A 22639-nucleotide genomic window follows, 5' to 3' on the forward strand; every position below is an offset into this window, starting at 1 on the left:
GACAGATATCGGCCAATCCAAGCGTCTTGCCGTTACTCAGATTCCGCCATCTCCGAGAATTCAATCCGTACCCCCGTCTTCACTCGTCGTCACCTTCACCCAGTCCTTTCCGTTCAACTCGACCTTCTGATGCTCCGATTCCTACCTTTGTGATTCCTCCCGCAGCTCCCGCTGCGGTGATCGGTGCAACCATCCCCGAAGTCAAGAAAAATACAATCACGAAAGCAACTGCAGTCATCCCGACAGCGATCTCATCCTCTGTTGCATCCGTCAACTCTCCAGCCTGTTTTGCCTTCAGAAAAATATGGTCGACAATCGTCACTGCAATCTCCCAGATACGGTCCTGATACCAATCTCTGCCTTCCCACGATGTCTTATTGAGGATCCGTTCTTCCGGTGGTATCTCATGTGATGGATTTACAGGAGATGTGGTGGATGGTGTAGAGGTGGACGCCTTTCGTTGAGTTATTTGGATTGTGGCGAGGTCCGCCTGGATGCTCGGGGAGTCGATCTGTTGCAGTACGGAATTCAGTGTGTTCTCAAGATCGACTATCGTAGAGACGGGGATGTCCAACTGGATCGGCTGGAAGGCGTTGTTGAGAGTGTAGATTGTTGAAGGAGACATGCCCACTTTCTGGGCTACTCGTGCCTTCCTCAGTTCCTCTTCGGGGAACGCCCGTTGAGCAGAGAGAACGATATCGATTACCTCAGAATCTAATTTGTATAGTGCCGCATCTAAACCGGAGAGATCAGGAAGAGTTAGTCGTAGATCCACCATTGGCGGCAGTTTGCTGTGATTTCACATAAAGTTGATTCAGTAGAAAACGCCAGAGTGGACTTCGCGTAGGCCGTCGACGAGATCCTGAACCTCGTTCTCCTCAGGATAGTACTCATATAGAAGATCGTCTCCGCCGGCATCGAGCAGCGATGTCTCTTCTTCGAGGATCGATTTTCGTTCGTCCTCATCGTCGATTGTTATCTCAGCATAGAGCACTGAGATATCCTCCTCTGAAAGGTTGAAGTCCAGCTCGGCGTCGAACGTTTCTCCCTGAAACTCCAGTTCGCTATCGACGAAAAACCAGCCGATGTCGTCACCCATGTGCTGGTCGACCCAGATGTCGTGTTCCGTTTCCTCCTCGACTGCGTCCTCGAATTCGTCTACCTTATCGGACATGGAACGGGATTCAGGTGGGATATGTATGAAGGTATTTGTGAAACTGCTTCTTGAAAGCGAGCTATCATACATGTGTGCTCTGAACTGAGGAACAATGCCACCCGAACCAGAGGGTCTTCCACTAACACTGCTGACTGGAGAATCACACGCTGTAATCTACGAGGCAAATGGGTTCGAGATCGTTCCTTGGTATCGCAAGGACTGGGGGTTCGAAGGGCCAGGAGTAGAATACTTCCCGAACTACGTAAAATCGCTGGTCAAGTACTACGAACGGCCCGAGGAGTTGTGGGACCAGGAGAAGTCCCACTTGGAACATCGTCCTATCTACGACCAAGAGGACCTCTCAGACATTTGGTTCGAACCGGAAACACTCCCAGACGAGCCAATAGCGGATCAGTCTGAGGTCGAGAAGCACCAACCTTTCTCGGTCATTATCGACGACGATGCTCCATTCCCTGACGATGAAACCCAGGTCCCCGACCATGAGGTCCGTATCGAGGACTCTGAAGGGGCGATCTGGTATCTGATTCAGGCAGATGAGTACGATGCGTACTACCGAGAAAACGAGGAGAAGGCACCAGAGGCAGTTGCGGATTTCACTACATCACTCCGCCTGATGTACGAGAAGCCCGAAGTCTTCGTAGCTCGCTACACTCCAGAAGAGTAACCCCTTCAGATGAGTCGCTACGGACCTTAGTAGTGAATACCGGTGCTTGGCCAAAGGCAGAGTTGGGTTGGCCATCTTGTGGTGACCCTACCGCTTTCTCCATTAATGCGTAGTCCGCCTACCCATTTAAGTCCAATATCGGCGTAGTTGTAGGTAAGAACGTACACCTAATTAACGGCAATTTCTCTATCGAAAGCGCGAAACAAACATCGGCAGCATTCTGCATCAATCCCCTAATTTAGCAAGCCAGGCTTGTGAGTTAGGACGGTTTCAGCTGATCCGCTCCCCTCAGTATGTCGATGATTATACTTCGGACTAGAATCAGATTCTTCTGAACCCCCGTCGAGCAATTCTCAGATGCTAACACGCCCGGAATTGATAGAATCGGGGGTATTTCACGATTAGAAGGGTCGAATCGGATGACCTCGAGAGACTTAGCACAGGTGAAGCAGCGGTCCCAAGAATCCAGATACGACCAAAATCACTTTCGTTACCCCACCGTCGAGCAATTTCTGAAATCACAGCATTATCCTGAAACTCGTCGAGGTATCTTCTACGCTCTCAAATCGGCCCGACGATGTTCTTCTCCGATTTGATGGCGTGATATCGTCTTGCATATCGCGGTTTTCGTCCAAAGAAAGAGGCGATATGCAATGTGCGAAGGCCGCCGGCTCTCTCAGGCCGAGGGGCCGTCACAGAGAGAGTTGAGTAACGAGCGTATCAGATGTAGCGCATAGATTGACAGGGTGCGTTTCGGTGGTGTCTGTTGCCCCCGCGAGGGGGTGGCGGGGTACATCACGTGCCCCCGATAGACGATGGCTTCGGAACGACGCAGCGAAACACGAGCAGCGCATCACGCAGCAAGTACTCCCGGCGGGGAAGCGCCGTGGGGAGCCCTCGAGATGACGGTTCCGACCGACCGGGATCACGCGTCGGTCGTCGCGCTCGTGGAGTGTGCCCTCGTCGAGGTCACGCACGAGGCCGTGGGCGCCGTTTTCGTCTCCCGGCAGATCGGACGGGCCACGCGGACGCAGTACGTCGCCGCCGACGACGTCGGCGAGCAGTTCCAGAAGCGGCACTTCGACAACCGGCTGGGCTGGCACGAGACCACCGTCCCTCGACAAACCGTTCGCGACGAGCTTATCACCCAGCTCACGCGGTCGGCATCAACGACGGCGGAGCGGTCAGGTGAAGAAGCAGCCAGCGAGCCAGACACCTTCGTCGTGAAGCCAGTTCGAGAGCTCCGAACGCCGTAGCGGCTAGACTTAACCAACATTCCGAACCGATACCGACACACTGTTGGTTAAATCTGGGGTTGGATCCACTCCCTCGCCCCCACCCACCGCCCGACTCCTCGAGTGAATGAATCCTGGCGACCGGTCGACTCGAACGGCCGTCGCGACGGGTTTTATCGGGCCGCTACTCCTCGAGAGCGAGTATGGTCGTCGTCGAGGAGGTCACCAAACTGAGCGAGCGCCGTACCCAAACCTCGTCCGAGGCGTTTCCGGACGATGCGCTGGCGTCGATTCGGTCGGCCGTCGAGGCCGTCCCAGCAAGCGTCTTCGACGGCTCGACGAAGCACACAGAGGTCGGCGGCTTCGATGCCGCGATCGCCGACGGGCTCTCGCAGTACGAGTACGAAGGGGACGCCGCCGGCGGCTACAACCCGAACTGTAAGCTCTGGTCGCATCAGGGGTTTAACTACAGCGTCGATCTCTACGACGCCGACGCCCGCATCGCCATCGAGGTCGAGAAGAGCGAGCGGAAGAACGTCAGCGACGACCTCCTCAAGTTCCAGAAAGGCTACCGCACACAGAAGGACGGCCGCCCGAAGATCGAGTTCGGCTGCCTTATCGTGCCGGTGAACTACCTCGGGCGGCACAACCTCTACCAGCACAGCCTGACCAAACTCGACTTCATGAAGGGCGTCCTGTTCATCGACGACGTCGCCGTCATCGGCTACCGCGACCCACGGCCGGACTGATGCCCTCCAACTGGGCTGTTTGTCGGCGCCGGGAGGCGTGCAGCGCGCGACAGCGTGCGCAGCGTGATTCACCATGCCTGGTCCCGATCCTCACGACGACACGAGTAGCGACTACGAACGGTTCGAGAAGGAACAGCTCGCCCAGGACCGCGACGCTACCCGGGTTGACACGGCGGACATCGACGACGCATCTGCGCAGAACCTGGTCAGCGAGCTCATCGACGCGGACGTCGTCACGCTGGTTCCCGAGGACCAAGTTCTGGTTCACGAACCGAGCGGTACCGCGTTCGACTCATCGACGCAGCTGGCCGTCTTCCACCGTGGCTGGACGGCCGGCCGCGACGCCGACGGGGAGGGCGAGTGATGCAGCAGACCCTCGTCGGCTGTGCGTTCTGCGACGCGCCGCCCGGTACCGAGACTGGCGAAGCCCACACTTGGGGGCAGGACGAGCGGGTCACCCACCCGATCTGTGTCGACTGTGCGATTCAGACGCGGCCGGATCCCGACGAACGCGACCACGTCGCCTGTGACGGCTGTGGGCTGGTCGTCGACACGCTCGCAGCGCTCACGCGCTTCCGGGTCGAACTGGGGCACCTGGAAGGCCCGATACAGCTGTGTGCCCGCTGTAGTCCGGGTGGTCTCGCGACGTACTGGACGCGCGATCTCGAGGAGCATCTCGTCGCGACGCCGGCGGAGTGACCCCAACACTCTTTACTGATTCGCTGTAAACTGTAATCAAGAACGAATCGTGTCACGCACCTCAAACCGCGCCGACGGCGACATCGTCCAGGACTTCCTCTCGGTCGCGGACCTCCTCGAGGAGCCACAGCTCGCCCAGCTGTACGCCTACCTTGCTCGTGAGGGTGAGATGACCGTCCAAGACGTGATGGACGACCTCGAACTCGCTCAGGGGACGGCATACAGCTACGTCAACCGGCTCGTCGACGCCGGCGTCGTCGACGTCACCGATGACGAACAGCCCCGCCGGTACGCCGCCCGGGAGATTGACCTGACTGTGACGACGGCCGCCGGCGACCGCGAGTACACGATCACGCCGGCGCTCATCGACGCCGTTGGCCGACGCGAGACGGACGCGGACATCGATACCTACATCGACCGCCACGGCGTCGCCGGTCTCGCGACGGCGCTCACCTACGCGGTCGCTCGCGAACGCGGTGAGGTGACCCACCGGCTGATGTCCGACGACCTCGATATCTCCCCGCTGGCCGCGGAGATGATCCTCCAAGCGCTCCGGCCCGTCGTCCACGAGCACTACGACATCGAGGCGGCAGGAGCGTCGCTCGAGGAGTTGGATATCGACGACGACGTCTCCGCTGACGACGCGTGAGCCGGCTCCACATCGCCGACACCGGCCTGTTTGTCGCGATGGGACAGCCGTCGAACAGTCGCTACCAAGCAGTGCGGCGATTCGCCCGGCTGAACGACGTTACCTTCGTCCTGCCCGAACGGGTGTACGAAGAGCTGACCGTCGACGACCCCGACGTCGAGGACGTGCCAGTCGACGCCGCGATCGACGAGGGATGGGCGACGGTGGCGGCGCCGCTCGAGTTCTCCGAGCCGATCTTCTCGCGGGTGATGGACGGCGTCCAGCGGTACATCGCGAACGCCGATGACCGGCCCGCGGACGAGGTCGAACGGGCGGACGCCGCACTTGCGGCCCTTGCTGCTCAGGAGCTCAGCGCGGGAGCGGTGATGGAGGTGTACATCTACACGACCGATATCGCGGCCGGCGAAGGCGCTGAAACCGTGCTCGCGAGCGAGGGGTACGGTGACTCGGTGACGTTCGTGAACGGCTTCCGATTCATCGAGGAGCTGGTTTCGTCGTAGTGAGGGATAGGGACGGAAGGAGACGCATCTTACCAAGATTTGTGGTCGCTCAGCATCTCCCCCTTATTCGATTCCAAGTACCATCGCTACAAGAGCGACCAGAAATAGACCAGCAACAACCGTCGCTTCGAACCACGAAAACGCAGAAGATGCAGCTAACCCCGCTTGAAGCTCACTTGCAGCACCAACGAGTGCGCCGCCGATGAGCACGAGTACAAAGAGGCCAACGATGAGGCGAACATCGACCTGACCACGTTGGCTGGATGCTGCAGCATCGTTTTCTTTCCATGTACGTAGTGATTCGCCAGTCAACCGCCAATAGACGACGTATTCAGTAACAATCGTAGCAAGCTGCGTTCCACCCCCGACGAACCACGCTGCTCCACCACCACCTGCGATGGCGTATCCCCACACGAGCAGTACATCCGCAAAGGGATCGACCGGCGTTGCTGCGAGTGCTGTACTCAAGCTCGTGAAGATGAGGGCAAACCCGGTGAGGAGGATATACATTCCCAGTCGGCGGGTCATTGCAAACTGGTCTCGGATTAGGTCAAAGGCGTGAACAAGGCGGTCGATTTCAGGCGGAACTACGTCTCGCCGTTCATCTGGATGCAGATCCCAAACGAGAACGCTGCCGATTTTCTGTGACTGGACTCGATTCTCGAGTTCGAGCTCGTCTAATCGGTTCTCGACTCCCTGTCGAGACATATCTACTGCATCGGCGATATCCTGGGTTCCCATCGCGATACGGTCATTCTCACGGAGGACGTTCAGGATCTGCTCATCTGGAACCTCCTTTCGGTCATTCGTCGAGACGAGGTCGACGAGAAGTGAGCGTAGTGTCATACAACCTCCGAGATGACGGCACCGGCTGCAGCTGCAGCGGCCGTTACGAGGACAACGATACCGACGAGGACGTAGACGATCCCCCAGAAGCTGAGATCGATCAGCCCCGTCGTACCCAGAGCGCTCCCGAACAGGAGGAAAATGAATCCCCCGCACACTAGCGCGATAGCGCCCTCGGCGGCATCAAGCAGGTCACTCATCTGGACATCACCCGGTTTTGATTCGAGTACGTTAATCGCATCGTTCAGTAACACGTATATTCCGGGGTTACAAAGGTCATATCGACCGTTTTCGTGATTTTACGGTCTGGATTGGACTGGGGATAGACGAAGTGGCTCTTTGCCCCTGCAAACACCGTGTTGGTCCAGAGCAAACCGCATGAAGGCACCGTGATAGACGGTTCACGACTAATTGATGAAAGCCCTCGTCCGCTCGACGTCCCGCGACCACCGCTGCGCGCCTCGTCCCTGCGGTGCTTGCGGGGTCGGGGGACGGCCGAGGCGGCCTCGCCCTTTCTGAGTCCGCCAGGCCGGTAGATGGTTCACTGAGCGACATAGCCGGCTGAACAGGTGTGTACGTAGCGGCCCGCCCCGCTCGCCGCTGCCGCCCTCCGCGTCGCTCGCGACCGACCATTCCGGGCGTGCGGGCGCTCTCCGCACCGCCCGCGCCCGTTCCGGGCTAAAATGAATGTGCCCTCGGCGCCAGCGGGTAAGCGCGAGGGGTTGCGCAGCGTGGCTGCTCACCCCCCACGCTTACTCCGCTGGCCGCTCGCTCCGGGCGGGTCGGCGCGCGGTGCTGGTTGGGGCCACCTCATGCAGGCGCGCTCTCGCTCGCGCCCGGTAGGGCGCTCGCGAAGGCGCGAGCGAGAGCGCGCAGATGGTTCTGTCGGTCGTTGTCGTCGGAAAACCGCGATGTAGTAGCATCGCGGAGTCGGCGCGTGAGCGCCTTCGGAATCTGGTGTGATTCCAATGTCTAGTAACAACGCTAGCGGAAAGGTCGTTTCGGTCGATGAACAGGCATTCGAGAAAGCGGGCGGTCAGGCCGTCGATGAAGACGGCTTCCCGGTCGTCGACGAGACGCCGGAGTTCGAGGCGACGGTCGAGCAGGAGACGCAGGCGAAGGTGGATGCGAACCACCCGGACGGAATCGCGGACACGAGCCAGGAACGGATTCACGGTGTCACCCTCGAACAGGAGGAGCGCATTCGGGCGCGGGAAGCGGAACTGGAGCGCATCAGTGCCCAGGCCGAGCTGGGAACGCAGGACGGTCGCGAGCAGCGCACGCGAGAGGTCGTCAGCGAGCAGTGTGGTCGTGACGAGCCGGCGCCGGCGGAGCGCACGGACCCCCGGGAGAAGCTGACGCAAGACGAACTCGCGGAGGTCAACGAGCAAGCAATGCGGATCAGCGACGAAGTGCAGGGCGGCTGGTCGAGAGCGGTCGCCGCGAAGCAACTGGCCGAAAAGGTGCAGCGCGGTCAGGACATCACGAAGGCGGTACTGGAAACCCTCGAAGAACTGAAGGCGGCGCCGGGGGCGATCGTGCCCATCGCGGACGTGCCGGACGTCCCGGTCGGTGAGGTGACGGTCGAAGGTGAAATCACGCAACTCTGGGATCCAAGTGATACATCCATCTCTCAGGTCGGGCTAATCGAGGACGACAGTGGAAAAATCAAGTTCACGATTTGGGAGAAATCCCGGAAAACGGTCGTGAGCGAAGGTGAGACGGTCCGGTTCCGGGCCGTCAAGAAGAACTGGTACCAGGGACGGTGCAGCATCGCCATCACGGGCTGGAGCAGAATCGAATTCCCAGAGCGCGGTCGGTGGTGGGAAGAGTAGGCAAGCGCGGCGCCGTTCTTTTTTCGTGTGTGCCGGACCGGCCCTGACCCCGCCGCCCCACCCTCCGCTCCGTGCTCGCTTCGCTGCGCGCGCAGCCACGACCTTCGTAAACAGCCAATCACGTCATAACCCGTCCATGCTCCGACAGTCAAGGAGATGAATTCGGAGGGATTGTTGTGGTTCAGTCCGTGTTTTGGTACAGCCGGAAGCCGCTGACAGCGCATCCGAGGAAGGCAATTCCTTCCCAAACTAGAATCTCGATTAGGCCAGTGGTGACAGCTCGCCGCACTGAGGTGATTCCCCAGAGAGCGGTTGTTCGGCGTAGACTTATCGCTCCCACTGTTTTGATGGCTTCTACTGGTGAGACACCGAGGAGTGCTGATCCGGCGAAGGTGAGTACTACGAGAAGAGCTAATTGCTGGCGGCCGAACTGGAAGAAGTTGCCGACGGCACTACTGAGATAGGTGTTGATGACGTATCGAATTGTCCCGAGGACACCCACCATTTCTTACTTGTCCCATTTCAGACTGAATCGCATAAATTTTCTCACGGATGCAGGGTTCTATTGGCCGCCGATCCCTCGCTTACGTGCGATCCAGAGAATCAATGATTCGGGCGGGTACTGGATTCGGAGGCGGATCTTGTGAAGGAGTCCAGCATCGGATTCTTCCTTGACCTCGTCAAGTACGGATCGATACTGTGATCGTCCGATCTTGGAGATCGCAAAGAGTTCGGCCATTGTCTCATCGATCCAGCAAACAGCTACGAACGGAAGTATGGCGGCGATAGTGATCCCGATCCCTATAATCAGGTAGGCAGGTAGCATCACCGTAGAGGGTGCGAACTGGAAAGCTGCAACGAGTGTGCGTGGTAAGGCCATTATCCCGGCGAGGAAGAGCAGGCCGAATGTTAGGTAGAATGCCCAGAATAGGGCCCTCCCGATGAATCCCATCTGGTCGTGGCCAACCTCATGCAGAAAGACGTAGTCGACGACATCTACTGAGAAGTCCTCCTTGGCTTGTTCGTTCATCAAGAAGGTGCCGAGCGGAGAGTAGTCTCCCATCCGTTTGCTCTCGTCGTGGAACCAGTACACGGTCCGTGAGATCCCGCTGGCAGAGTATTCCCCGGTTTCGGTGACTCCTCCCCGGTTCTTTGCGTAGAGTCGAGTCAGCCCGGACTGTATTTTCCCGAACACGACCACGTAGCACCGTCTTGGCAAATGTATATGAGAAGCTGGTATTTAAACGAACTGACGGTGATGGTCACCGGATTCCTGAGCCTTTGGTTACGTGAGCGGACCGCCGTTGACGTAGAGATATTTGGATGGATGGCCGAATTTCGCTACGAAAGGGGTGGGTCTGAGCTGGTAGCCGATCCGGAGGATGTCTACTATTGGCATGACGGCGTTGATGTGGTGGTCCTGTCCTATCCGCAGGTGACCGTGCGCTGTCCGGTTTCTCATGTTGCCGTCGGCGGTTTCTCCGGTTTTCTCGTTGTACGCGTACTCGATGTATTCCTGAAATTCCTCTCCTGCGTGGGTGTCGATCTGGGATATGAGTGGTGTGAGTGTTCTTGTACCGGTACCGCCGTCCATTTGCCGGACTACGTCGTCTCCGAGATCGTTCAGTAGTTCGTAGAGGGTTGATTCAAGTCGGGGGATGCTGATGTGGATGGAGGCTGCGTATTCTTTGTCAAAAAGGTGGTTGACGGCATCCGTAAGGTACCAGATGGTGTGGTTGGAAAGCCCCGAGATCATGTTCAGTAGACGGAAGAAGTCCCGTTCCCGAAGCCATCCTTCTTCGATCAGTCTGATCACCGCTCCGGAGATCACTACATGGGATTGGAGTAGGTCTTGAGCGTAGTCCTGAGTGATGTCGTCGTCAGGACCGACCTGAGTGAGGTGGCCTGACAGCTGCGGGTGAAGGTTGTCTACGTGATCGATGAGCGAGAAGTCCTCCGGGTCCTGTTCTCCGAACGGTGGGAGCAGCTCGAACTCGTTTACAAGCCAGTAGAGTGCCTTCGTAGGGTTGTCGTAGACTGCGATATTTTTGAAAATGTCCTGAAGAGTTTCTGACTGTGCTTTCAGCGTTCCTGGGGCTGCTTTCTGGATTTTCTGCCCGGAGTTCTTCAGCTCTCGTCCGCCTTCCCGGATCGAGTCCTGCATCTCGTTCTTCCACTCCACCTTCTCATCGTCGTCCAGCGTTTCGGATACGATCGGGTCACGAAGAGCCTCGTCGATTATATTACCTTTCAGTAAGGCGTCTCGCTCGCCTTGTGTTTCGACGTATCGCCAGTATTCTTCCGTGTATCTCCGTTTAAGATCGGCGTCGTGGATATCGAGTGCTCTTCCGATCTCGATGGCTTTTCCCAGGAAATCGCGGCAGGCGTTCTGGTCGGTGACGTTCTCCCCCAGTTCGTCGTCTTCCTGTCTATACCGGTTCGCACGGACGATGCAAATCACAAAGAGCCGTTGGAGTAGACCTCGGTCGAAGGATTTGTCAGGGCCCGTGTGTTCGAGTACGAGGTCTATCGTTTCCTCGAATCCTGTTCTCGTGCCTTTCTCCTCTTCGTAGTATCTGTCGTCCAAGAAGTCGACGGCGGTGGAGAGTTCAGACGAGTTGTCGTGAGATAGTTTGGCTTGGAGGGCGACCAGTTCCTGAAGAGATCTGACGATGATCGAATCGTGCTCCTCCCTTAGTCCCTGCTGAAGAGATTTGCTGAGGAGATGTTTCGCGGCTCGTGCGTGGTCGTATGATCCATTGTTGACCTTCCACTGGCGCAGGGCTTCGATTGCTGCTATCAGAGGGTGGAGATGGGATATCGGCCCTAAGTTTTCTGGGATCTTCTCGTTCGCTGTCTCTGGGTTGTCGTCGATGAACCGGATAAAGATCTCTAAGTCGGAGGTGAAGCTAAAGGCTTCTCTGGGTTCTTCTTCAGCCTTCTCCCAATGTTCCTGTATAGTCTCTGTAGAAGGCACGTAGACGTACATCAGCGCTTGATTTTCATTATATCTTCCGTAGGTGTTTACTGATCTGGATTGTCTTCTGTCCACATATATCCGATATGCTGCTTAGTTCTTAGGCTATTGTCGTAAAACGTGGGAATATGGTATGGGCAAGAATCCAGCTGATGAAAGTGGGCGTCTTGAGACCGCTGTTACAACTCTTCATAGTATACTTCCCCGGATTCTCTGATCTGCTCCACTTCGTCGTCCTCGATTGAACTCTGTGGGATATAGCTCCACACTTCGACATCGTCCATCAGGCCACCGTAGTGGTCGACGTAGTATTCGGCGAAACTTTTGCCGTCGCTGTCTCTGAAGTCGTCTTGTATCACGATCATTTTCCGTTCTGCTTCAACGCGGCTCAGAAATAGCAGAGTCTCGTTCAGAGTGGATATCTTGGCAGGAGGAATATCTTCGCCATTAACCCAAGTGTAGCTCTTGCATTCGATGACGATCTCTCCATCTTTCGAGACCGAATCGAACTTATGGACTTGTTCTTGACCGACTCGCCATTCCTTTTCCCGGAAGAAACTCCGTCCGAAATACTGCTCAAAGTAGCGATTTACCCGGTCTTCGAATGCTCTCCAGTCGACCCGCTCCATAGAGCTATCTCAAATATCCTGGAACAATAAAATGGCACATATTTTGAGTAGTAGACTGCTTGCTATATACGGTGTCTCGTGTTGAGCGAGGTCTTCTGCGCCCGGAATAGGCACTTCAGTCCCGCGTAGAGTCTATTTACCCCTGAATGGGTGAGGGGCGCGCCGAACTGGCGGGTTCCCGAAACACGGTGAGACCGATGGCAACCAGAGACATCTACGAGAGCGGATTCGACGAGGACGTCCGAACGGAATCAAGTGCGAACCAATGCCCCGAGTGCGACGGCCGAGTCACCACGAACGCGGTCGAAACGGTCTGCGAGGACTGTGGCCTGGTCATCGACGAACAGCGCATCGATCACGGGCCGGAGTGGCGGGCGTACGACGACAAGGAGCGCGAGCGAACGGGTGCTCCACTCACTGCGGCCCGCCACGATCACGGCCTGTCGACGGAAATCGGTCGGGGTACCGACGCGAACGGGAACGAGATCTCCGGGCAGAAGCGACGGCGACTCGCTCGGATGCGCCGTGAGCAGACACGTGGTCGCTGGCGGTCGAAAGCGGAACGGAATCTCGCCCACGGGCTGGGCGAAGTGCGTCGGTTAGCGAGTGCCCTCGAACTCTCCGATTCGGTCCGCGACCAGGCGTGTCAGCTCTTCCGGAGCGCCCAGAACGAAGATCTGCTTCGAGGCAGATCCATCGAGGCCATCGCCGCGGCCAGCGTCTACGGAGCCTGCCGGTGCAACGGTCTCTCGCGGTTATTGGACGACGTCAGCGAGATGGCCCGCGTTGCGGAGTCACGGGTCACGAACGCGTACAAAACGCTGAACGAAGAGCTGGGCCTTCCCGCCGAGCCCGTCTCCCCCAGCATGTTCGTGCCGCGCCTCGCCTCGGACCTCGAGTGTCCGGACAGGATCCGACAGCGGGCCCGAACGCTCGCGGAGCAGGCCGAGGAGCGCGGCGTCACGACGGGCGTCCACCCGGCCGGATTCGCCGCGGCCTGCCTCTACAAGGCCGGTCACGAGGAGGGCCGATGGCTGACGCAATCCGAGGCCGCGGACGTGGCGAACGCCTCGAAGGCGACTGTCCGGGCACACCGGGATACGTTGGAGAAACAGGTCGCCTGAGGCAGATCACTGTCTCTCCGTCTGTACTGTACATCGTTCTATCCACGCTACGATTTAAACACGAAGACGAGCCATGTTCTCTGTAGACTACTCCATGAACGGTCGTTACTCCGACTTCGAGGAACTGCGGCCGACCGGCGAGGCGTCCCACGTACCGGATACGAGGCTGGACGACGTGTGTGAAGGTGACCCCCGACGGCAACGCGTCGCAACGAGCTCTGGTGGCTATCCCGATGCGCCGACGGTCACCGACGGCGAGTGCCGGTCCTGTGGGACGTCAGTCCCAGACGGCCAGACGAAATGCCGATTCTGCCTCACTAACCATCTCGGAAATGACGCGAATAGCACGGGCGAGACAGCGTCGACGACGGTCCTCGGCATCGTCCACCTAGTCGTCGAATCGACCACGTTCTACGGCGCCGTCGCGAAGGGCGGCGCCGCGGCGAACCTCCTCTCTGCCAGCGAGGCGGAGCCGGCCGTCGACGACTACACACTCATCTACGACCTCGACGAGGCGCCGGCGCGCCAGCTGGCCGAGCAATGGCCCTCACTCCCTGAAGCGGTACAGGTGTCGTCAGAGGAGGGAGAGCAGCTTCTCAGTGCCGCCCGTGACCAGACTGGGTGGCACGGGCAGGAAGCGTCGGAGGGTCAGGAGCAGGCCCCGACGCGGCTCTACGACCAGCGAGGGAACGGCATCCGCGACGAATCGCGTCTCGCAACGATCCTCGACGACGCCGACGACGCGGTGTGGCTGGTTCCAGCGATCGCGCTGACCGAATCTCCTGCCGAGGCTGTGGCTGATCGCCAGGTATCGTCGGTGCCGACGACGCAGAACCTCGACTGTCAAACCTGTGGTCGGACGACCGACCATCGGTTCAAGACCCACGAGTCGGTCCCAGATGAGGCGTGGTCGGGACAACCAATCTGGGAGTGCCAGGTGTGTGGCTCGGCTCGTTACGGCCCCAGTCTCGAGTAGGGTCAGTGCTGGGAGTGAATTAACCAACACCATGCGAGTAGCGTCGAGGTTCGTTGGTTAAGGCCGTGATCTCCTGCAAGCCCGACGCCAGTCTCGATGGGGAGTCTTTCCGCGCCGGCGAGCGGTGAGGCGCTTCCGATGGAGCAAGAGTTCAAACAGGGCTACCGGATGCACCGCGTACTCAGCAATCTCAACCGACTCGACGTCGATCGATTGGACGACGCGGATCGAGAGCGAGTCGAGACCGCGAGAGACCTCCTGGAGGAGGTGAGCCTTCTCACTCGGCCGGGCGACGGAGCCGGGGCGGACGCCCACGCAGATTCCTAACTGGCGTCGCCGAACACGCCCAGGGAGGCAGATCTCGCGTCGGTTTATCGCCCCCGATAGGGGTGCGGGGGCGACCCCGTGAAGTCCAGACATGGCGACACTGCAAGCTGCGACGACGTCGACTGGCGCGATCGTATCGGATCCGCAGGCAGTCCGCGAGCTCTGTGAGAGCTACTGCTTCGGGACGCTCGACTGGGAAGTGACCGAAGACGGAGAGCTCACCATCTGGGGGTACGACGACTTCGAGGTGTACGAGGCGCGGGAGAACGGCCTGCCGGACTACGAAGGCGGGATCGTGACCCACGAATTCCTGCGAGAACTCGCCGACCATCTCGAAGCTGACGAGGAACTCGATATCCAGACAGCGGGGTTCACCAAGTGCCGCTTTCCCGTGCTGGCGAAGCGGTACGTCGTTCGCGACGACGAAGTTCTCCACGCGGACCTCAGTTCCCCCGACCCGATCGACGAGTAGAGTTGTTCGTCCCCCGGGAGGGGTGCGGGGCGATCCAGTCGCGGTCGCCCCGTGAGGTGATTGCTCGATGGGACACCGCGCACTCGTTGCGTATGAACGCACAGACGGACAGTACACGCTCCACTACAGCCATTGGGGCGCAGCGAACCTGAAGCTCAAGCACCGAATCTCGGCTGAGTCGCCGTTCGGTGGCGACGACACCGACTCCACGTGGGCGAAACAGCTCCTCGCAGAGCTTGCCGATGGGCTCGAGGCAGATGCCGTCGACGGCTACCTCGCCGGCGAGAATCGTCCGTCGTCGGTCGTCGAGCCGAAGCCCCGCGCTACCGGGCTCACCCTCGACGAGATCGTCGCTGACCATCTCGACTACCTCCACCACGAGGCGTTCTTCGTGGTGTCGACGACGTTCGAGGTGACCGCCTATCGGACGCTGTGGTTCGGCCTCCAGTACGACTCGGAGACGGTCGAACAAGGAGAAACAGTCGGGAACGGCGCGCTTGCGACGGTGCGCTGGTACGACGGCGAGCCGGTCGGCGATGGCCACCTGCAGGGACAGTTCGCGGCACTCAAAGACGTCGTCGGCGATATGCTCGACAAGGGCGTCTTCACGCCGTCGACCGCGAGACAGTACCTGAAACGGAAGCTAGCCGAGCGAGTCGGAGACCGACAGGAGCTGCTCATTCCGACCGGAGAATCACCCTTCGAGAAGGCGATCCTCAACCACTCCTAGTTCGATCTGCTTCGTGGCAGCTGCAGTTTTTCAAAAGTCGGAATGGGTGAGCCCCGCCAAAGGCTCGTGATAGGGCGCGTGGCACTCCCACCAGTTCGTCGGACAGGAAACCCGAAGAGACAACCAACTGCCCTTAGGTTAGCGTGGGAAGCCACCGACAAGAGTCGTGGGAGGATATTACTTCTGAGCCGGGAAGGCAGGGTTTCAACAAAAGCCTCTCGGCCACAACCATTCGTCACTGGAGAGTGTTCCTAAGTGCCCCAAACTCGAGAGGCATAGCAGGCAACTCGCGGCTGGGCTTCCGTTCCTCTTCGAGATTGACGGCGAAGGCAAGGTAGATGAGTGCTGCTCGGGTTTTCCGCAGCATCGTGACTGCTTTCGTCTCGAATTCGTCTCGTGACATCTTCGTCGCTAATTCATCCGTAAAATGGCCCGCTGGTCGCTCCGTTGTCTCCCACCCCGTGAGTTTCACATACCGGTGCTCGACACCATTCCGCAGTTCAGTAAGCTCTCGGCCCGCCAAATCCAGCGAGTTCTCTATCCGTAGCGAATCATCTCGCAGGTCCTTACTCAACCAGTACAGTCCTCGAAGCGGTAGGTTCGCCCGGCCTGAAAATTTCTCTTGCAGAGTACTCCCGTGCCGGTTCTGGAACCAGATGTCGGTAAATGAGACGTCCTCCGTATCGCGGCCGCATTCGAAATAGTAGTTGATGAACTGCGCGATCTTATCGAACAGAGAGTACGCTGTCCGGAGCGCAATCTTCAGCTGCTCACCATACACGGAGTGAACGGGGTAATCCAGCGTATTCGTCAGAGAGACCTCCTTATCTGCGAAGTGCGGGCCGTCAGGGTGACTCCCCTGGTACAGCAAATACCGGGCAGTCACGTACTCCTCGACCAAGTGATTCCATAATCCAAGACAGGTCACAATTCGTTCCGTCCGAGCGTCCAGTAGCTGGCCAAGATGGAGTGTATCTTGAGCAGCAATCGGCTCGTCCGTTACATCGTTCAGCGTGTTCAGAAAGAGACGATGCCGGAGACCCCACCGTCGATACGCTCGCTCCTCGTCGCTGTCCCCGAGGTCACTCTCCTCGAAGTCAAGAATCTCATCAGATGGGGGTGAAGACTTGAACTCGGCTGTGATTCGGGTTTGATACCGGTCGAACTGCTGGAGCGTTTTCTCGGGCGAGAGGCCTACGAGGCGGTCCATCTTTGCCTTCTCTATTTCATCGTACGCTTTCTTCAGCAGAACCGCACGATGCCCCTCGTCGTAGTCATGCCTCCCGTACGTGTAGAAGCCGATGCCGCGTTGACCCCGGGCAGGGAAGAAGTACGGTTGGCGGATTAACGCCTCATTCCAGAAGTCGAACGCCTCGACGAACCGCCCGATGGTCGAATACAGATTCCCTAGGTTCGTGAACGACCGCCATTGTTCTAGTGGCGAGAGTTCGTCTACGGTATCTTCCTGAATTGCGAGGCGATAGTGCCGGATAGCGTGTTCCCGGTCGGTGTTCTCCCAGAGCCATTCGTCGCCCCGGTCGGCCTCCAAGGACATCCGGTTCGAATATGCTGTGCCGAGCCGGTAGTTCAACATTCCGCGGAGCTCGGCATCAAGCGAGGACGGGTCCAGGTCTTTGGCGAGGTCAATCCCTGCGGAGATCGCGATTCGACTGTCGATGTCGGCGCCGTGGTCAACGAGCCAGCCGATAACCCTAAGTTGATTGCGAGAAGAGAGATTCTCGACTGACTCGACCATTTTCAGGCGGTCGATGACCTCCTCCCGATATTCGGGAAGCAGATCCTGGAGTGACCGGACCTCTAAAGCTGTCAGACGAGACGTTTGCTCTGCTTCCACGGTTAACGGTCGAGAGCAGGGTGGCGGTTTATTCGATACATGTGCTCCGGGTTCGCTGTCTCGAGGGGGATGTCCATTTCAGTCAATACAATTTCATAATACTGTCGTGCGATTTTGTATTAGTACTGCTGCAATTCACATCGTAGAGGATGTGAAGTCTGATAGAGTTACGTAGCTACCTACTAAAGACCAGATTAATATTACTTCCTTATCAATTTGTCTCGTAGCAACTGCTGTTTTTCAGGGGCAGGAAGGACCGAGCCCCGCCATAGGCTCGTGATTTGATGACCGATGAAACAGCTGATGATTTCTTCGACGACTGCGAGTTAGATCCCGAGGCGGTCCTCGGGACACACACCTTCGAAGATGTCCTGTTCACTGACGAGACAGAAACCCCGGTGAACGTGCTGACCGGCGAGACACCGGCACATTCGCAAGCAACCGTCGAGGAAGCGAAGGAGTTCGCTGCGAGTATCGACACAGAGACGCCCCAGATCGCGCTCCCCGCATCCGTCGAGTCGCAGGTCGAAACACAGAGCAAGCCCTACACAGCGGCCGCGTTCTTCCACTTCAAGGCGACAGGCTCGCTCGAACGCCACCGCGCCTACCATGCCGCCTACAAGGCGGACGCGTTCTCGGTCGATTTCGAGGCTGACTACGCGTCGGGCGACCTGACCATCACTGTTGAACGAGCGGACGAACCCTGAGAATCCGCCGTCACGAGGAGAGTTTTTCGAGCGCCGGCGATGGGTGCCGGCGCAGCTGGAGCGAGCAACGATTCCCGGTGCGTCGGCGTTTCGAGGTGTTCGAGATGCATATGGTGATTTACGCACTGGTAGAGGCATCGACGCACGACGACGCGCTGGCCACCGGAAAGACGGTGTTCGACCGACTGGTCGGCGCGGACCCACACGCCGGCGCCGTCTTCGATTACTATGTGACCTTCGACGAGGAGGACACGTCCGTTGCGGGGAAGGCACGATGGGGGGAGTTGCCGACGGCAGCCCCCGTCGACTCCGATGACGGCGAAGACCTGCTCGAGCGTGGCTGGGAGGCGACGAAGGAAGAATTCGAGCGTAATCTCGACCGGGTGAAGGAGGCCATCGAGGAACTCTCCGACGAGGAGATCATGCGCGACGAGGACCTCGCCCGGCACGCCTTCCACAAGGTAGGTGCGTACGACGGCCCGACGATCTTCCTGTACACCGAACACGGAACCGGCATTCGCCACCGTGGACAACTGGATCGACTCCTCGAGGAGAGTGAAGAGCTCTGGATCGTACCCGCTGACGTCCACTTCTGAATAATGCCTCGCATCACCAACTGGCGACGCGAGAGCCGCTCGCCGACGCTTGCGTATCGGAACACCGAGACCGGTGCGCGAGCCGTCCTGCATCGAGCGCCGGATTCCTACCGGTACACGTGGCGCGGGGTGATTCTCGTCGACGGCTACCCGGTCTGGTCGCGGGATTACGAGACGAAGGATGCGACATCGTTCCGTGACGAACTCCGGGAGCGGCCCACCCCGGAACTCAGCTGTCCGGAGTGTCCGAACGACGACGTTCGCGTCGGCGAGAAGGCAGCAGACGGGGCGAAAATCCAGCGATGGTACGACTGCCCCGACTGTGGGTACGAAGCCCCCTCACGCATCGTCTACGGCGCCGAACGGTGAGTGAGTGAGCGGTGGGCGCTGTTTTTCGGCCGGGCACGAGGTGGTGGCCCGGGACGACCGGGTGAGTCAACCTATGACCCTCGAAGTACATGACCGACACAGTAAGGCGCTGTTCGAGTTGCTCTGGTGCCCCGTCTGCGGGCAGGAGGTCTTCACTCACATCCCCTTCGAGGGGGTGTTCTGCAAGAACTGCAACACCCAGGTTGAACTCCAAGAATCCCGAGAAACACGCGGCTACGAGGAGGCCGTGCTCGCCTGCTTCGATTCTACCACGACCTGGAACATTCACGTCGACGAAAAACTGCGTCGCGGCCTGCCTGATGGGTCGGCCCGCGTGAAGATCCTCGGCGCACCGGGCGCCTACAAGGTCGACTGGTGGAGTCCAGAGCCGGGTGAGGACTGGGAACCTGTAGAGCGCGGCGAGTTCGACGACGTCGCGGAGCCGGACGAGGTGTCACATCTAGCGTAGAAAGGCAGGACAAGGACGGGGGTTATTACGGGCGACACACATCGCAATCGGCGCATCCACGAGTTGATCGCTCGCCGAAAGTCAACTCCGAGTTTCGATTTCTGAATATTAGCGGCGCTCAATACAGATTACGTCGGAACAGAAGAGTGACCGATTGTTACTGAGGGCCACGAATCCGCCGTTGAGCTCGAGAATCCAGTACCTGCCGGGCATAGAGTGAATCCTTTCGGTCGCTTTCCGCGACCCATTCAAACGCTTGGCGAGAAATTTGTTTCATCAGTAGCTCACCGTTTTCGATTTTCCACCCAAACGGTTCTTTAGGATCTAATCCCCGCTCTCGAAGTATTTCATCGTCCACACGTAGAGCCATTACGAGGTCGTCCCCGTATTCAGCTGCTTGTTCCGGGCTCAGCACCAAGTTATCGAGGAGTCCATCGCTGTTCGGCTTGGGCGTCATCCACTCGACGGTCCACTCATCTCCGACCGGCTTGGAAGGCATACCTGTAGAATAATCGTTGCTCGATAAAATGGACAGGGGAACACAGGTTCGTATTAGAATGAAGAGTTTGCGCTCTGAGCAGATAGATTTCAGAGGCGAGAGATCATCAACATCCTCGGGAGATTTTTGAATACCGTCGAACCTGGGGCGAGAGGAAAACGATTCGACACCTTGGCCCTCAGATTACGCCTCCGAGTGCGAGCATGCCAAGCAGTAGTACAACTGCAGTAACTACCCCACCAGCCGTGAGGACCTTGTTCTCCATCGCCTTCTCGTGGATGGGCATGGCGGCGTACTCCTCGCGGAACGCCTCGAGGTTCTCCTCGTCGTAGAAGTACTTCGTCTTCAGCGCGAACCGCTCGGTCACCGCACAGCCCGTACAGACCGGCTCGCCTTCCAGCCGCTCCGTTTTGATGTGACTGGAGCAGGCGATAGCCCCGCAGTTCGGACAGTAGGTGTACTTCTCGTCGCCGCCGCTCGTGTCACAATGGACGCAGCGGTGGATGCCATCCTCAGCTGTCACTCGTGACGGACCTGCCGCGTAGTACTCGTAGGGGTAGGTGTACTCCTGGAGGCCGGTCGTGTGCCGAACCTCGGGGAGGTATACGGGCTCGATCGACTGCACGGAGATGTCCGAGCGGTTCGGCTCGCAGGTCTTGTTGTAGGTTACGTTGTTGTCGCCGGTGTAGGTGACCGTCGTCGTGTGGTGCTGCTGGAGTCGCTCGACGGCCCACTCCTTATACTCCGTTTGGGTCTGCCCGAACCGGCGCTCCTCAACGTCGTCGAACACCTCTCCGAACTGCTCGGCGTCGACGTCGACCGTCGCGTGAAGGTTCTCGGTGACCAGCGTTGCGACGTCCTCGTCCGCGACCTGTGGCTGCCCGCGTTCGGCGTGGGCGACGAATCGCGATCGGTCGTTGATCCGGTGGATGACGCCCACCGACGTCTCGAAAACGGCGTTCGTGTCCGCGGTGACCGCGACCACCGGCCGGAACGTCACCGATGAGTGTGGGTCTGGGAGGTCGGCGGCCTCGATGTTCTCGACGTCGCGGAACGCCTCTTCGACGGGTGTGTCGACGTCGGCAGCCGGGTCGTAGGGACGTAGCGTTTCGTCGCAGAGAATCTCGATGCGACCGTTGTAGAGGTCGAGGCCGATCTCGTCGGCGATCTCCCGGAGGTCCTCGCCGTCGAGCAGCTCGATTGGATGGGGATCGTCATTCTGCTGGAGGCGGTCGGCGTACTCCTGGGCGGGATTCGTGAACCGGCCGGTCGTGACGACCATCCCGCGTTTGGGGCCGTCGAAGTCGAACGTCGCGATCGCCGAGTGGAGCTTCTGGACGACCGGCCGTCCGACCGTCCCCGTATGCTTGCACTCGACGATGATCGCGCGCCGCGTGCCGTCGACGACCTCCTCCATGATGACGTCGCGACCCTCGTCAGCCGTGCGGTCGGCCTGGCGGACGTTCTCGTAGCCGAGGTTCCGGAACACGTCCTCCATCACGTCCTCGAACTCGAACCCCGAGAGATCGTCCAGTACAGCCATCCTCAATTATATGGACAGTACGTTGCAACTGCCAAATACGTTGCCGAACGCTGCGCCGTCCTGTTTGTTGAACCCCTGAGAGGGGTGCGGGGGTCACCGAACCGCCCGCGAGCAACGATGAACGGGAATGTACCTGTAGCAAGTTCGGAATCGGTTCCAGTAGCATCGGCCGCTCAGTCTCACCGAGACGCAGTCGAGTACGTCGGCTTCCGTGTCGACGGCCAAGCTGTCGTGCTGAACCTCTCGGAGCATCGGCGACTCTCCCTCGAGCGCAGTCTGGACCTCGTCAACCACAGTCCGAGCGGGTTCGAGTGGGGGTACAGTGGTAGCGGGCCTGCCCAGCTCGCGTGCGCGCTCCTTCTCGACTACTACGACGATGAACAGTTCACCCGTGAGCACTACATCGCGTTCCGGAATCAGGTGGTCTCACAGCTGGAGTGCGACGGTGCAGCGGCGTGTTGGCACCTCACTGGCGAGGAGATCGACGCCGCGATGGCGACCCTTACCGACGACGTCGTCGCGCTCGCGGACGGCGGACGGCCGTCACCGTCGCTCCCCGAGAACTGGCGAACCGTCTCTCGCCCGGACCGGCGGGTCTTCCAGCGCGCTGATCGCGACCACTACATCGTACTCGGGGATGGAACCGACGAGTGGCTGGTCGTGCTCTGCAGCCAGGGCGACCGTGCATATCCTGCTCCGCTCGCACATCGGACGGTTGCCGAGGATGCTGACGTAGAACGGGTAATCCAGGAACTCGCCGAAGAGAGCAACAACCTCATCGAACCCCCGGAGGGGGAGCACTGATGGAGACGCTTCGACTGGCGCGAGCCACCCACCAGCTCCTCGAACGTGGTGTCGAGGCGCTCGAGAAACTCGGGCGCGAACTGGAGCGATACAACGACCGACAGGAGCGCACCGACGACACCGACTCGTGACCGAAACTCACTCTCTAGACCAAATACGGAGTACCGGCTTCCAGTATACGCCTACCCCCGAGGGGTGCTCGTGTCCC

At 59.0% G+C, this 22639-nt stretch carries 30 protein-coding genes; 19 read left to right on the forward strand and 11 right to left on the reverse strand.

Going from position 1 to position 22639, the window contains the following annotated elements; genetic code table 11:
- Window positions 1-79 precede the first annotated feature (79 nt).
- A complete protein-coding gene (locus Harman_RS18340; RefSeq protein ID WP_137685154.1) occupies window positions 80-778 on the reverse strand; it encodes a hypothetical protein in 699 nt (232 codons plus the stop codon).
- Window positions 779-814: 36 nt separating this feature from the next.
- Window positions 815-1174 carry a hypothetical protein gene (locus Harman_RS18345; protein WP_137685155.1) on the reverse strand — a complete coding sequence of 120 codons (360 nt, stop codon included), beginning with the start codon at window positions 1172-1174 and terminating at the stop codon, window positions 815-817.
- Between the two features lie 94 nt (window positions 1175-1268).
- On the opposite strand from Harman_RS18345, the gene Harman_RS18350 reads away from it, so the two are divergent.
- The 7 genes from Harman_RS18350 (at window position 1269) to Harman_RS18380 (ending at window position 5673) form a co-directional block, all read left to right on the forward strand.
- Complete coding sequence (locus Harman_RS18350) at window positions 1269-1841, forward strand: hypothetical protein (protein WP_137685156.1); 573 nt, start codon at window positions 1269-1271, stop codon at window positions 1839-1841.
- Window positions 1842-2656: 815 nt separating this feature from the next.
- Window positions 2657-3097, forward strand: a complete 441-nt coding sequence (locus Harman_RS18355; protein WP_137685157.1) for a hypothetical protein — start codon at window positions 2657-2659, stop codon at window positions 3095-3097.
- A gap of 182 nt (window positions 3098-3279) precedes the next feature.
- A complete protein-coding gene (locus tag Harman_RS18360; RefSeq protein WP_137685158.1) occupies window positions 3280-3825 on the forward strand; it encodes a hypothetical protein in 546 nt (181 codons plus the stop codon).
- 73 nt (window positions 3826-3898) lie between these two features.
- Window positions 3899-4189 (forward strand): hypothetical protein, encoded by a 291-nt coding sequence (locus tag Harman_RS18365; RefSeq protein WP_137685159.1) that lies wholly within the window; start codon window positions 3899-3901, stop codon window positions 4187-4189.
- Window positions 4189-4524, forward strand: coding sequence for a DUF7558 family protein (locus tag Harman_RS18370; protein WP_137685160.1), 336 nt, complete (start codon window positions 4189-4191; stop codon window positions 4522-4524). The genes Harman_RS18365 and Harman_RS18370 overlap by 1 nt, the downstream gene beginning before the upstream one ends.
- 49 nt (window positions 4525-4573) lie before the next feature.
- A complete protein-coding gene (locus tag Harman_RS18375) occupies window positions 4574-5173 on the forward strand; it encodes a DUF7437 domain-containing protein (protein WP_137685161.1) in 600 nt (199 codons plus the stop codon).
- Entirely contained in the window at window positions 5170-5673 is a 504-nt protein-coding gene (locus Harman_RS18380; protein WP_137685162.1) for a hypothetical protein, read from the forward strand. Before Harman_RS18375 ends, Harman_RS18380 begins: the two co-directional genes overlap by 4 nt.
- 63 nt (window positions 5674-5736) lie before the next feature.
- Here Harman_RS18380 and Harman_RS18385 read toward each other — a convergent pair whose 3' ends face one another.
- Complete coding sequence (locus Harman_RS18385) at window positions 5737-6519, reverse strand: winged helix-turn-helix domain-containing protein (RefSeq protein WP_137685163.1); 783 nt, start codon at window positions 6517-6519, stop codon at window positions 5737-5739.
- Window positions 6516-6719, reverse strand: coding sequence for a hypothetical protein (locus Harman_RS18390; protein WP_160140710.1), 204 nt, complete (start codon window positions 6717-6719; stop codon window positions 6516-6518). The genes Harman_RS18385 and Harman_RS18390 overlap by 4 nt, the downstream gene beginning before the upstream one ends.
- A 768-nt stretch (window positions 6720-7487) precedes the next feature.
- Between Harman_RS18390 and Harman_RS18400 the strand changes: the two genes are divergently transcribed.
- Window positions 7488-8354: a DNA-binding protein gene (locus Harman_RS18400; RefSeq protein ID WP_137685165.1), complete on the forward strand. Its 867-nt coding sequence runs from the start codon at window positions 7488-7490 to the stop codon at window positions 8352-8354.
- A 181-nt stretch (window positions 8355-8535) separates the two neighbouring features.
- Here Harman_RS18400 and Harman_RS18405 read toward each other — a convergent pair whose 3' ends face one another.
- From Harman_RS18405 to Harman_RS18420, 4 genes are all read right to left on the reverse strand, one after another.
- On the reverse strand, window positions 8536-8859 hold the full coding sequence (locus Harman_RS18405) for a hypothetical protein (RefSeq protein ID WP_137685166.1): 324 nt from the start codon (window positions 8857-8859) through the stop codon (window positions 8536-8538).
- Window positions 8860-8916: 57 nt separating this feature from the next.
- Window positions 8917-9555, reverse strand: coding sequence for a hypothetical protein (locus Harman_RS18410; RefSeq protein ID WP_200830982.1), 639 nt, complete (start codon window positions 9553-9555; stop codon window positions 8917-8919).
- A gap of 84 nt (window positions 9556-9639) precedes the next feature.
- On the reverse strand, window positions 9640-11343 hold the full coding sequence (locus Harman_RS18415) for a hypothetical protein (RefSeq protein WP_137685167.1): 1704 nt from the start codon (window positions 11341-11343) through the stop codon (window positions 9640-9642).
- Window positions 11344-11510: 167 nt separating this feature from the next.
- Complete coding sequence (locus Harman_RS18420; RefSeq protein WP_137685168.1) at window positions 11511-11960, reverse strand: hypothetical protein; 450 nt, start codon at window positions 11958-11960, stop codon at window positions 11511-11513.
- A gap of 197 nt (window positions 11961-12157) precedes the next feature.
- Between Harman_RS18420 and Harman_RS18425 the strand changes: the two genes are divergently transcribed.
- The 5 genes from Harman_RS18425 (at window position 12158) to Harman_RS18445 (ending at window position 15589) form a co-directional block, all read left to right on the forward strand.
- On the forward strand, window positions 12158-13084 hold the full coding sequence (locus Harman_RS18425; RefSeq protein WP_137685169.1) for a transcription initiation factor IIB: 927 nt from the start codon (window positions 12158-12160) through the stop codon (window positions 13082-13084).
- A gap of 94 nt (window positions 13085-13178) precedes the next feature.
- Complete coding sequence (locus Harman_RS18430; RefSeq protein ID WP_137685232.1) at window positions 13179-14060, forward strand: biosurfactant protein 1; 882 nt, start codon at window positions 13179-13181, stop codon at window positions 14058-14060.
- A gap of 138 nt (window positions 14061-14198) precedes the next feature.
- A complete protein-coding gene (locus Harman_RS18435) occupies window positions 14199-14387 on the forward strand; it encodes a hypothetical protein (RefSeq protein ID WP_099254199.1) in 189 nt (62 codons plus the stop codon).
- Between the two features lie 91 nt (window positions 14388-14478).
- A complete protein-coding gene (locus Harman_RS18440) occupies window positions 14479-14859 on the forward strand; it encodes a hypothetical protein (RefSeq protein WP_137685170.1) in 381 nt (126 codons plus the stop codon).
- A 67-nt stretch (window positions 14860-14926) separates the two neighbouring features.
- On the forward strand, window positions 14927-15589 hold the full coding sequence (locus Harman_RS18445; protein WP_137685171.1) for a DUF6735 family protein: 663 nt from the start codon (window positions 14927-14929) through the stop codon (window positions 15587-15589).
- Window positions 15590-15824: 235 nt separating this feature from the next.
- Here Harman_RS18445 and Harman_RS18450 read toward each other — a convergent pair whose 3' ends face one another.
- Window positions 15825-17444: an LA2681 family HEPN domain-containing protein gene (locus Harman_RS18450; RefSeq protein WP_137685172.1), complete on the reverse strand. Its 1620-nt coding sequence runs from the start codon at window positions 17442-17444 to the stop codon at window positions 15825-15827.
- A gap of 284 nt (window positions 17445-17728) precedes the next feature.
- On the opposite strand from Harman_RS18450, the gene Harman_RS18455 reads away from it, so the two are divergent.
- The 4 genes from Harman_RS18455 (at window position 17729) to Harman_RS18470 (ending at window position 19585) form a co-directional block, all read left to right on the forward strand.
- Complete coding sequence (locus tag Harman_RS18455) at window positions 17729-18151, forward strand: hypothetical protein (protein WP_137685173.1); 423 nt, start codon at window positions 17729-17731, stop codon at window positions 18149-18151.
- Between the two features lie 104 nt (window positions 18152-18255).
- Window positions 18256-18747 (forward strand): hypothetical protein, encoded by a 492-nt coding sequence (locus Harman_RS18460; protein ID WP_095637988.1) that lies wholly within the window; start codon window positions 18256-18258, stop codon window positions 18745-18747.
- Between the two features lie 3 nt (window positions 18748-18750).
- Window positions 18751-19116, forward strand: a complete 366-nt coding sequence (locus tag Harman_RS18465) for a DUF7568 family protein (protein ID WP_137685174.1) — start codon at window positions 18751-18753, stop codon at window positions 19114-19116.
- A gap of 73 nt (window positions 19117-19189) precedes the next feature.
- Window positions 19190-19585: a DUF7567 family protein gene (locus Harman_RS18470; protein ID WP_137685175.1), complete on the forward strand. Its 396-nt coding sequence runs from the start codon at window positions 19190-19192 to the stop codon at window positions 19583-19585.
- A gap of 157 nt (window positions 19586-19742) precedes the next feature.
- Here Harman_RS18470 and Harman_RS18475 read toward each other — a convergent pair whose 3' ends face one another.
- Both Harman_RS18475 and Harman_RS18480 read right to left on the reverse strand, forming a co-directional pair.
- Entirely contained in the window at window positions 19743-20084 is a 342-nt protein-coding gene (locus tag Harman_RS18475; protein ID WP_137685176.1) for a hypothetical protein, read from the reverse strand.
- A gap of 178 nt (window positions 20085-20262) precedes the next feature.
- Window positions 20263-21627, reverse strand: a complete 1365-nt coding sequence (locus tag Harman_RS18480; RefSeq protein ID WP_137685177.1) for a restriction endonuclease — start codon at window positions 21625-21627, stop codon at window positions 20263-20265.
- A 117-nt stretch (window positions 21628-21744) separates the two neighbouring features.
- On the opposite strand from Harman_RS18480, the gene Harman_RS18485 reads away from it, so the two are divergent.
- Together Harman_RS18485 and Harman_RS22030 are read left to right on the forward strand one after the other, a co-directional pair.
- On the forward strand, window positions 21745-22431 hold the full coding sequence (locus tag Harman_RS18485) for a DUF6166 domain-containing protein (RefSeq protein ID WP_137685178.1): 687 nt from the start codon (window positions 21745-21747) through the stop codon (window positions 22429-22431).
- Window positions 22431-22562 carry a hypothetical protein gene (locus tag Harman_RS22030; RefSeq protein ID WP_268812813.1) on the forward strand — a complete coding sequence of 44 codons (132 nt, stop codon included), beginning with the start codon at window positions 22431-22433 and terminating at the stop codon, window positions 22560-22562. The genes Harman_RS18485 and Harman_RS22030 overlap by 1 nt, the downstream gene beginning before the upstream one ends.
- Window positions 22563-22639: the final 77 nt, after the last annotated feature.

Source organism: Haloarcula mannanilytica (assembly GCF_005406125.1).
GTDB lineage: Archaea > Halobacteriota > Halobacteria > Halobacteriales > Haloarculaceae > Haloarcula > Haloarcula mannanilytica.

Excerpts from the sequence above, each read along its gene's own strand:
- Harman_RS18455 (WP_137685173.1), top strand. The coding sequence starts at position 17,729 with ATGACCGATGAAACAGCTGATGATTTCTTCGACGACTGCGAGTTAGAT.
- Harman_RS18420 (WP_137685168.1), bottom strand. The coding sequence starts at position 11,960 with ATGGAGCGGGTCGACTGGAGAGCATTCGAAGACCGGGTAAATCGCTAC.
- Harman_RS18405 (WP_137685166.1), bottom strand. The coding sequence starts at position 8,859 with ATGGTGGGTGTCCTCGGGACAATTCGATACGTCATCAACACCTATCTC.
- Harman_RS22030 (WP_268812813.1), top strand. The coding sequence starts at position 22,431 with ATGGAGACGCTTCGACTGGCGCGAGCCACCCACCAGCTCCTCGAACGT.
- Harman_RS18475 (WP_137685176.1), bottom strand. The coding sequence starts at position 20,084 with ATGCCTTCCAAGCCGGTCGGAGATGAGTGGACCGTCGAGTGGATGACG.
- Harman_RS18465 (WP_137685174.1), top strand. The coding sequence starts at position 18,751 with ATGCCTCGCATCACCAACTGGCGACGCGAGAGCCGCTCGCCGACGCTT.
- Harman_RS18350 (WP_137685156.1), top strand. The coding sequence starts at position 1,269 with ATGCCACCCGAACCAGAGGGTCTTCCACTAACACTGCTGACTGGAGAA.
- Harman_RS18415 (WP_137685167.1), bottom strand. The coding sequence starts at position 11,343 with ATGTACGTCTACGTGCCTTCTACAGAGACTATACAGGAACATTGGGAG.
- Harman_RS18470 (WP_137685175.1), top strand. The coding sequence starts at position 19,190 with ATGACCCTCGAAGTACATGACCGACACAGTAAGGCGCTGTTCGAGTTG.
- Harman_RS18445 (WP_137685171.1), top strand. The coding sequence starts at position 14,927 with ATGGGACACCGCGCACTCGTTGCGTATGAACGCACAGACGGACAGTAC.
- Harman_RS18360 (WP_137685158.1), top strand. The coding sequence starts at position 3,280 with ATGGTCGTCGTCGAGGAGGTCACCAAACTGAGCGAGCGCCGTACCCAA.
- Harman_RS18440 (WP_137685170.1), top strand. The coding sequence starts at position 14,479 with ATGGCGACACTGCAAGCTGCGACGACGTCGACTGGCGCGATCGTATCG.
- Harman_RS18355 (WP_137685157.1), top strand. The coding sequence starts at position 2,657 with ATGGCTTCGGAACGACGCAGCGAAACACGAGCAGCGCATCACGCAGCA.
- Harman_RS18370 (WP_137685160.1), top strand. The coding sequence starts at position 4,189 with ATGCAGCAGACCCTCGTCGGCTGTGCGTTCTGCGACGCGCCGCCCGGT.
- Harman_RS18400 (WP_137685165.1), top strand. The coding sequence starts at position 7,488 with ATGTCTAGTAACAACGCTAGCGGAAAGGTCGTTTCGGTCGATGAACAG.
- Harman_RS18425 (WP_137685169.1), top strand. The coding sequence starts at position 12,158 with ATGGCAACCAGAGACATCTACGAGAGCGGATTCGACGAGGACGTCCGA.
- Harman_RS18345 (WP_137685155.1), bottom strand. The coding sequence starts at position 1,174 with ATGTCCGATAAGGTAGACGAATTCGAGGACGCAGTCGAGGAGGAAACG.
- Harman_RS18435 (WP_099254199.1), top strand. The coding sequence starts at position 14,199 with ATGGAGCAAGAGTTCAAACAGGGCTACCGGATGCACCGCGTACTCAGC.
- Harman_RS18430 (WP_137685232.1), top strand. The coding sequence starts at position 13,179 with ATGAACGGTCGTTACTCCGACTTCGAGGAACTGCGGCCGACCGGCGAG.
- Harman_RS18460 (WP_095637988.1), top strand. The coding sequence starts at position 18,256 with ATGCATATGGTGATTTACGCACTGGTAGAGGCATCGACGCACGACGAC.
- Harman_RS18480 (WP_137685177.1), bottom strand. The coding sequence starts at position 21,627 with ATGGCTGTACTGGACGATCTCTCGGGGTTCGAGTTCGAGGACGTGATG.
- Harman_RS18340 (WP_137685154.1), bottom strand. The coding sequence starts at position 778 with ATGGTGGATCTACGACTAACTCTTCCTGATCTCTCCGGTTTAGATGCG.
- Harman_RS18385 (WP_137685163.1), bottom strand. The coding sequence starts at position 6,519 with ATGACACTACGCTCACTTCTCGTCGACCTCGTCTCGACGAATGACCGA.
- Harman_RS18390 (WP_160140710.1), bottom strand. The coding sequence starts at position 6,719 with ATGAGTGACCTGCTTGATGCCGCCGAGGGCGCTATCGCGCTAGTGTGC.
- Harman_RS18485 (WP_137685178.1), top strand. The coding sequence starts at position 21,745 with ATGAACGGGAATGTACCTGTAGCAAGTTCGGAATCGGTTCCAGTAGCA.
- Harman_RS18365 (WP_137685159.1), top strand. The coding sequence starts at position 3,899 with ATGCCTGGTCCCGATCCTCACGACGACACGAGTAGCGACTACGAACGG.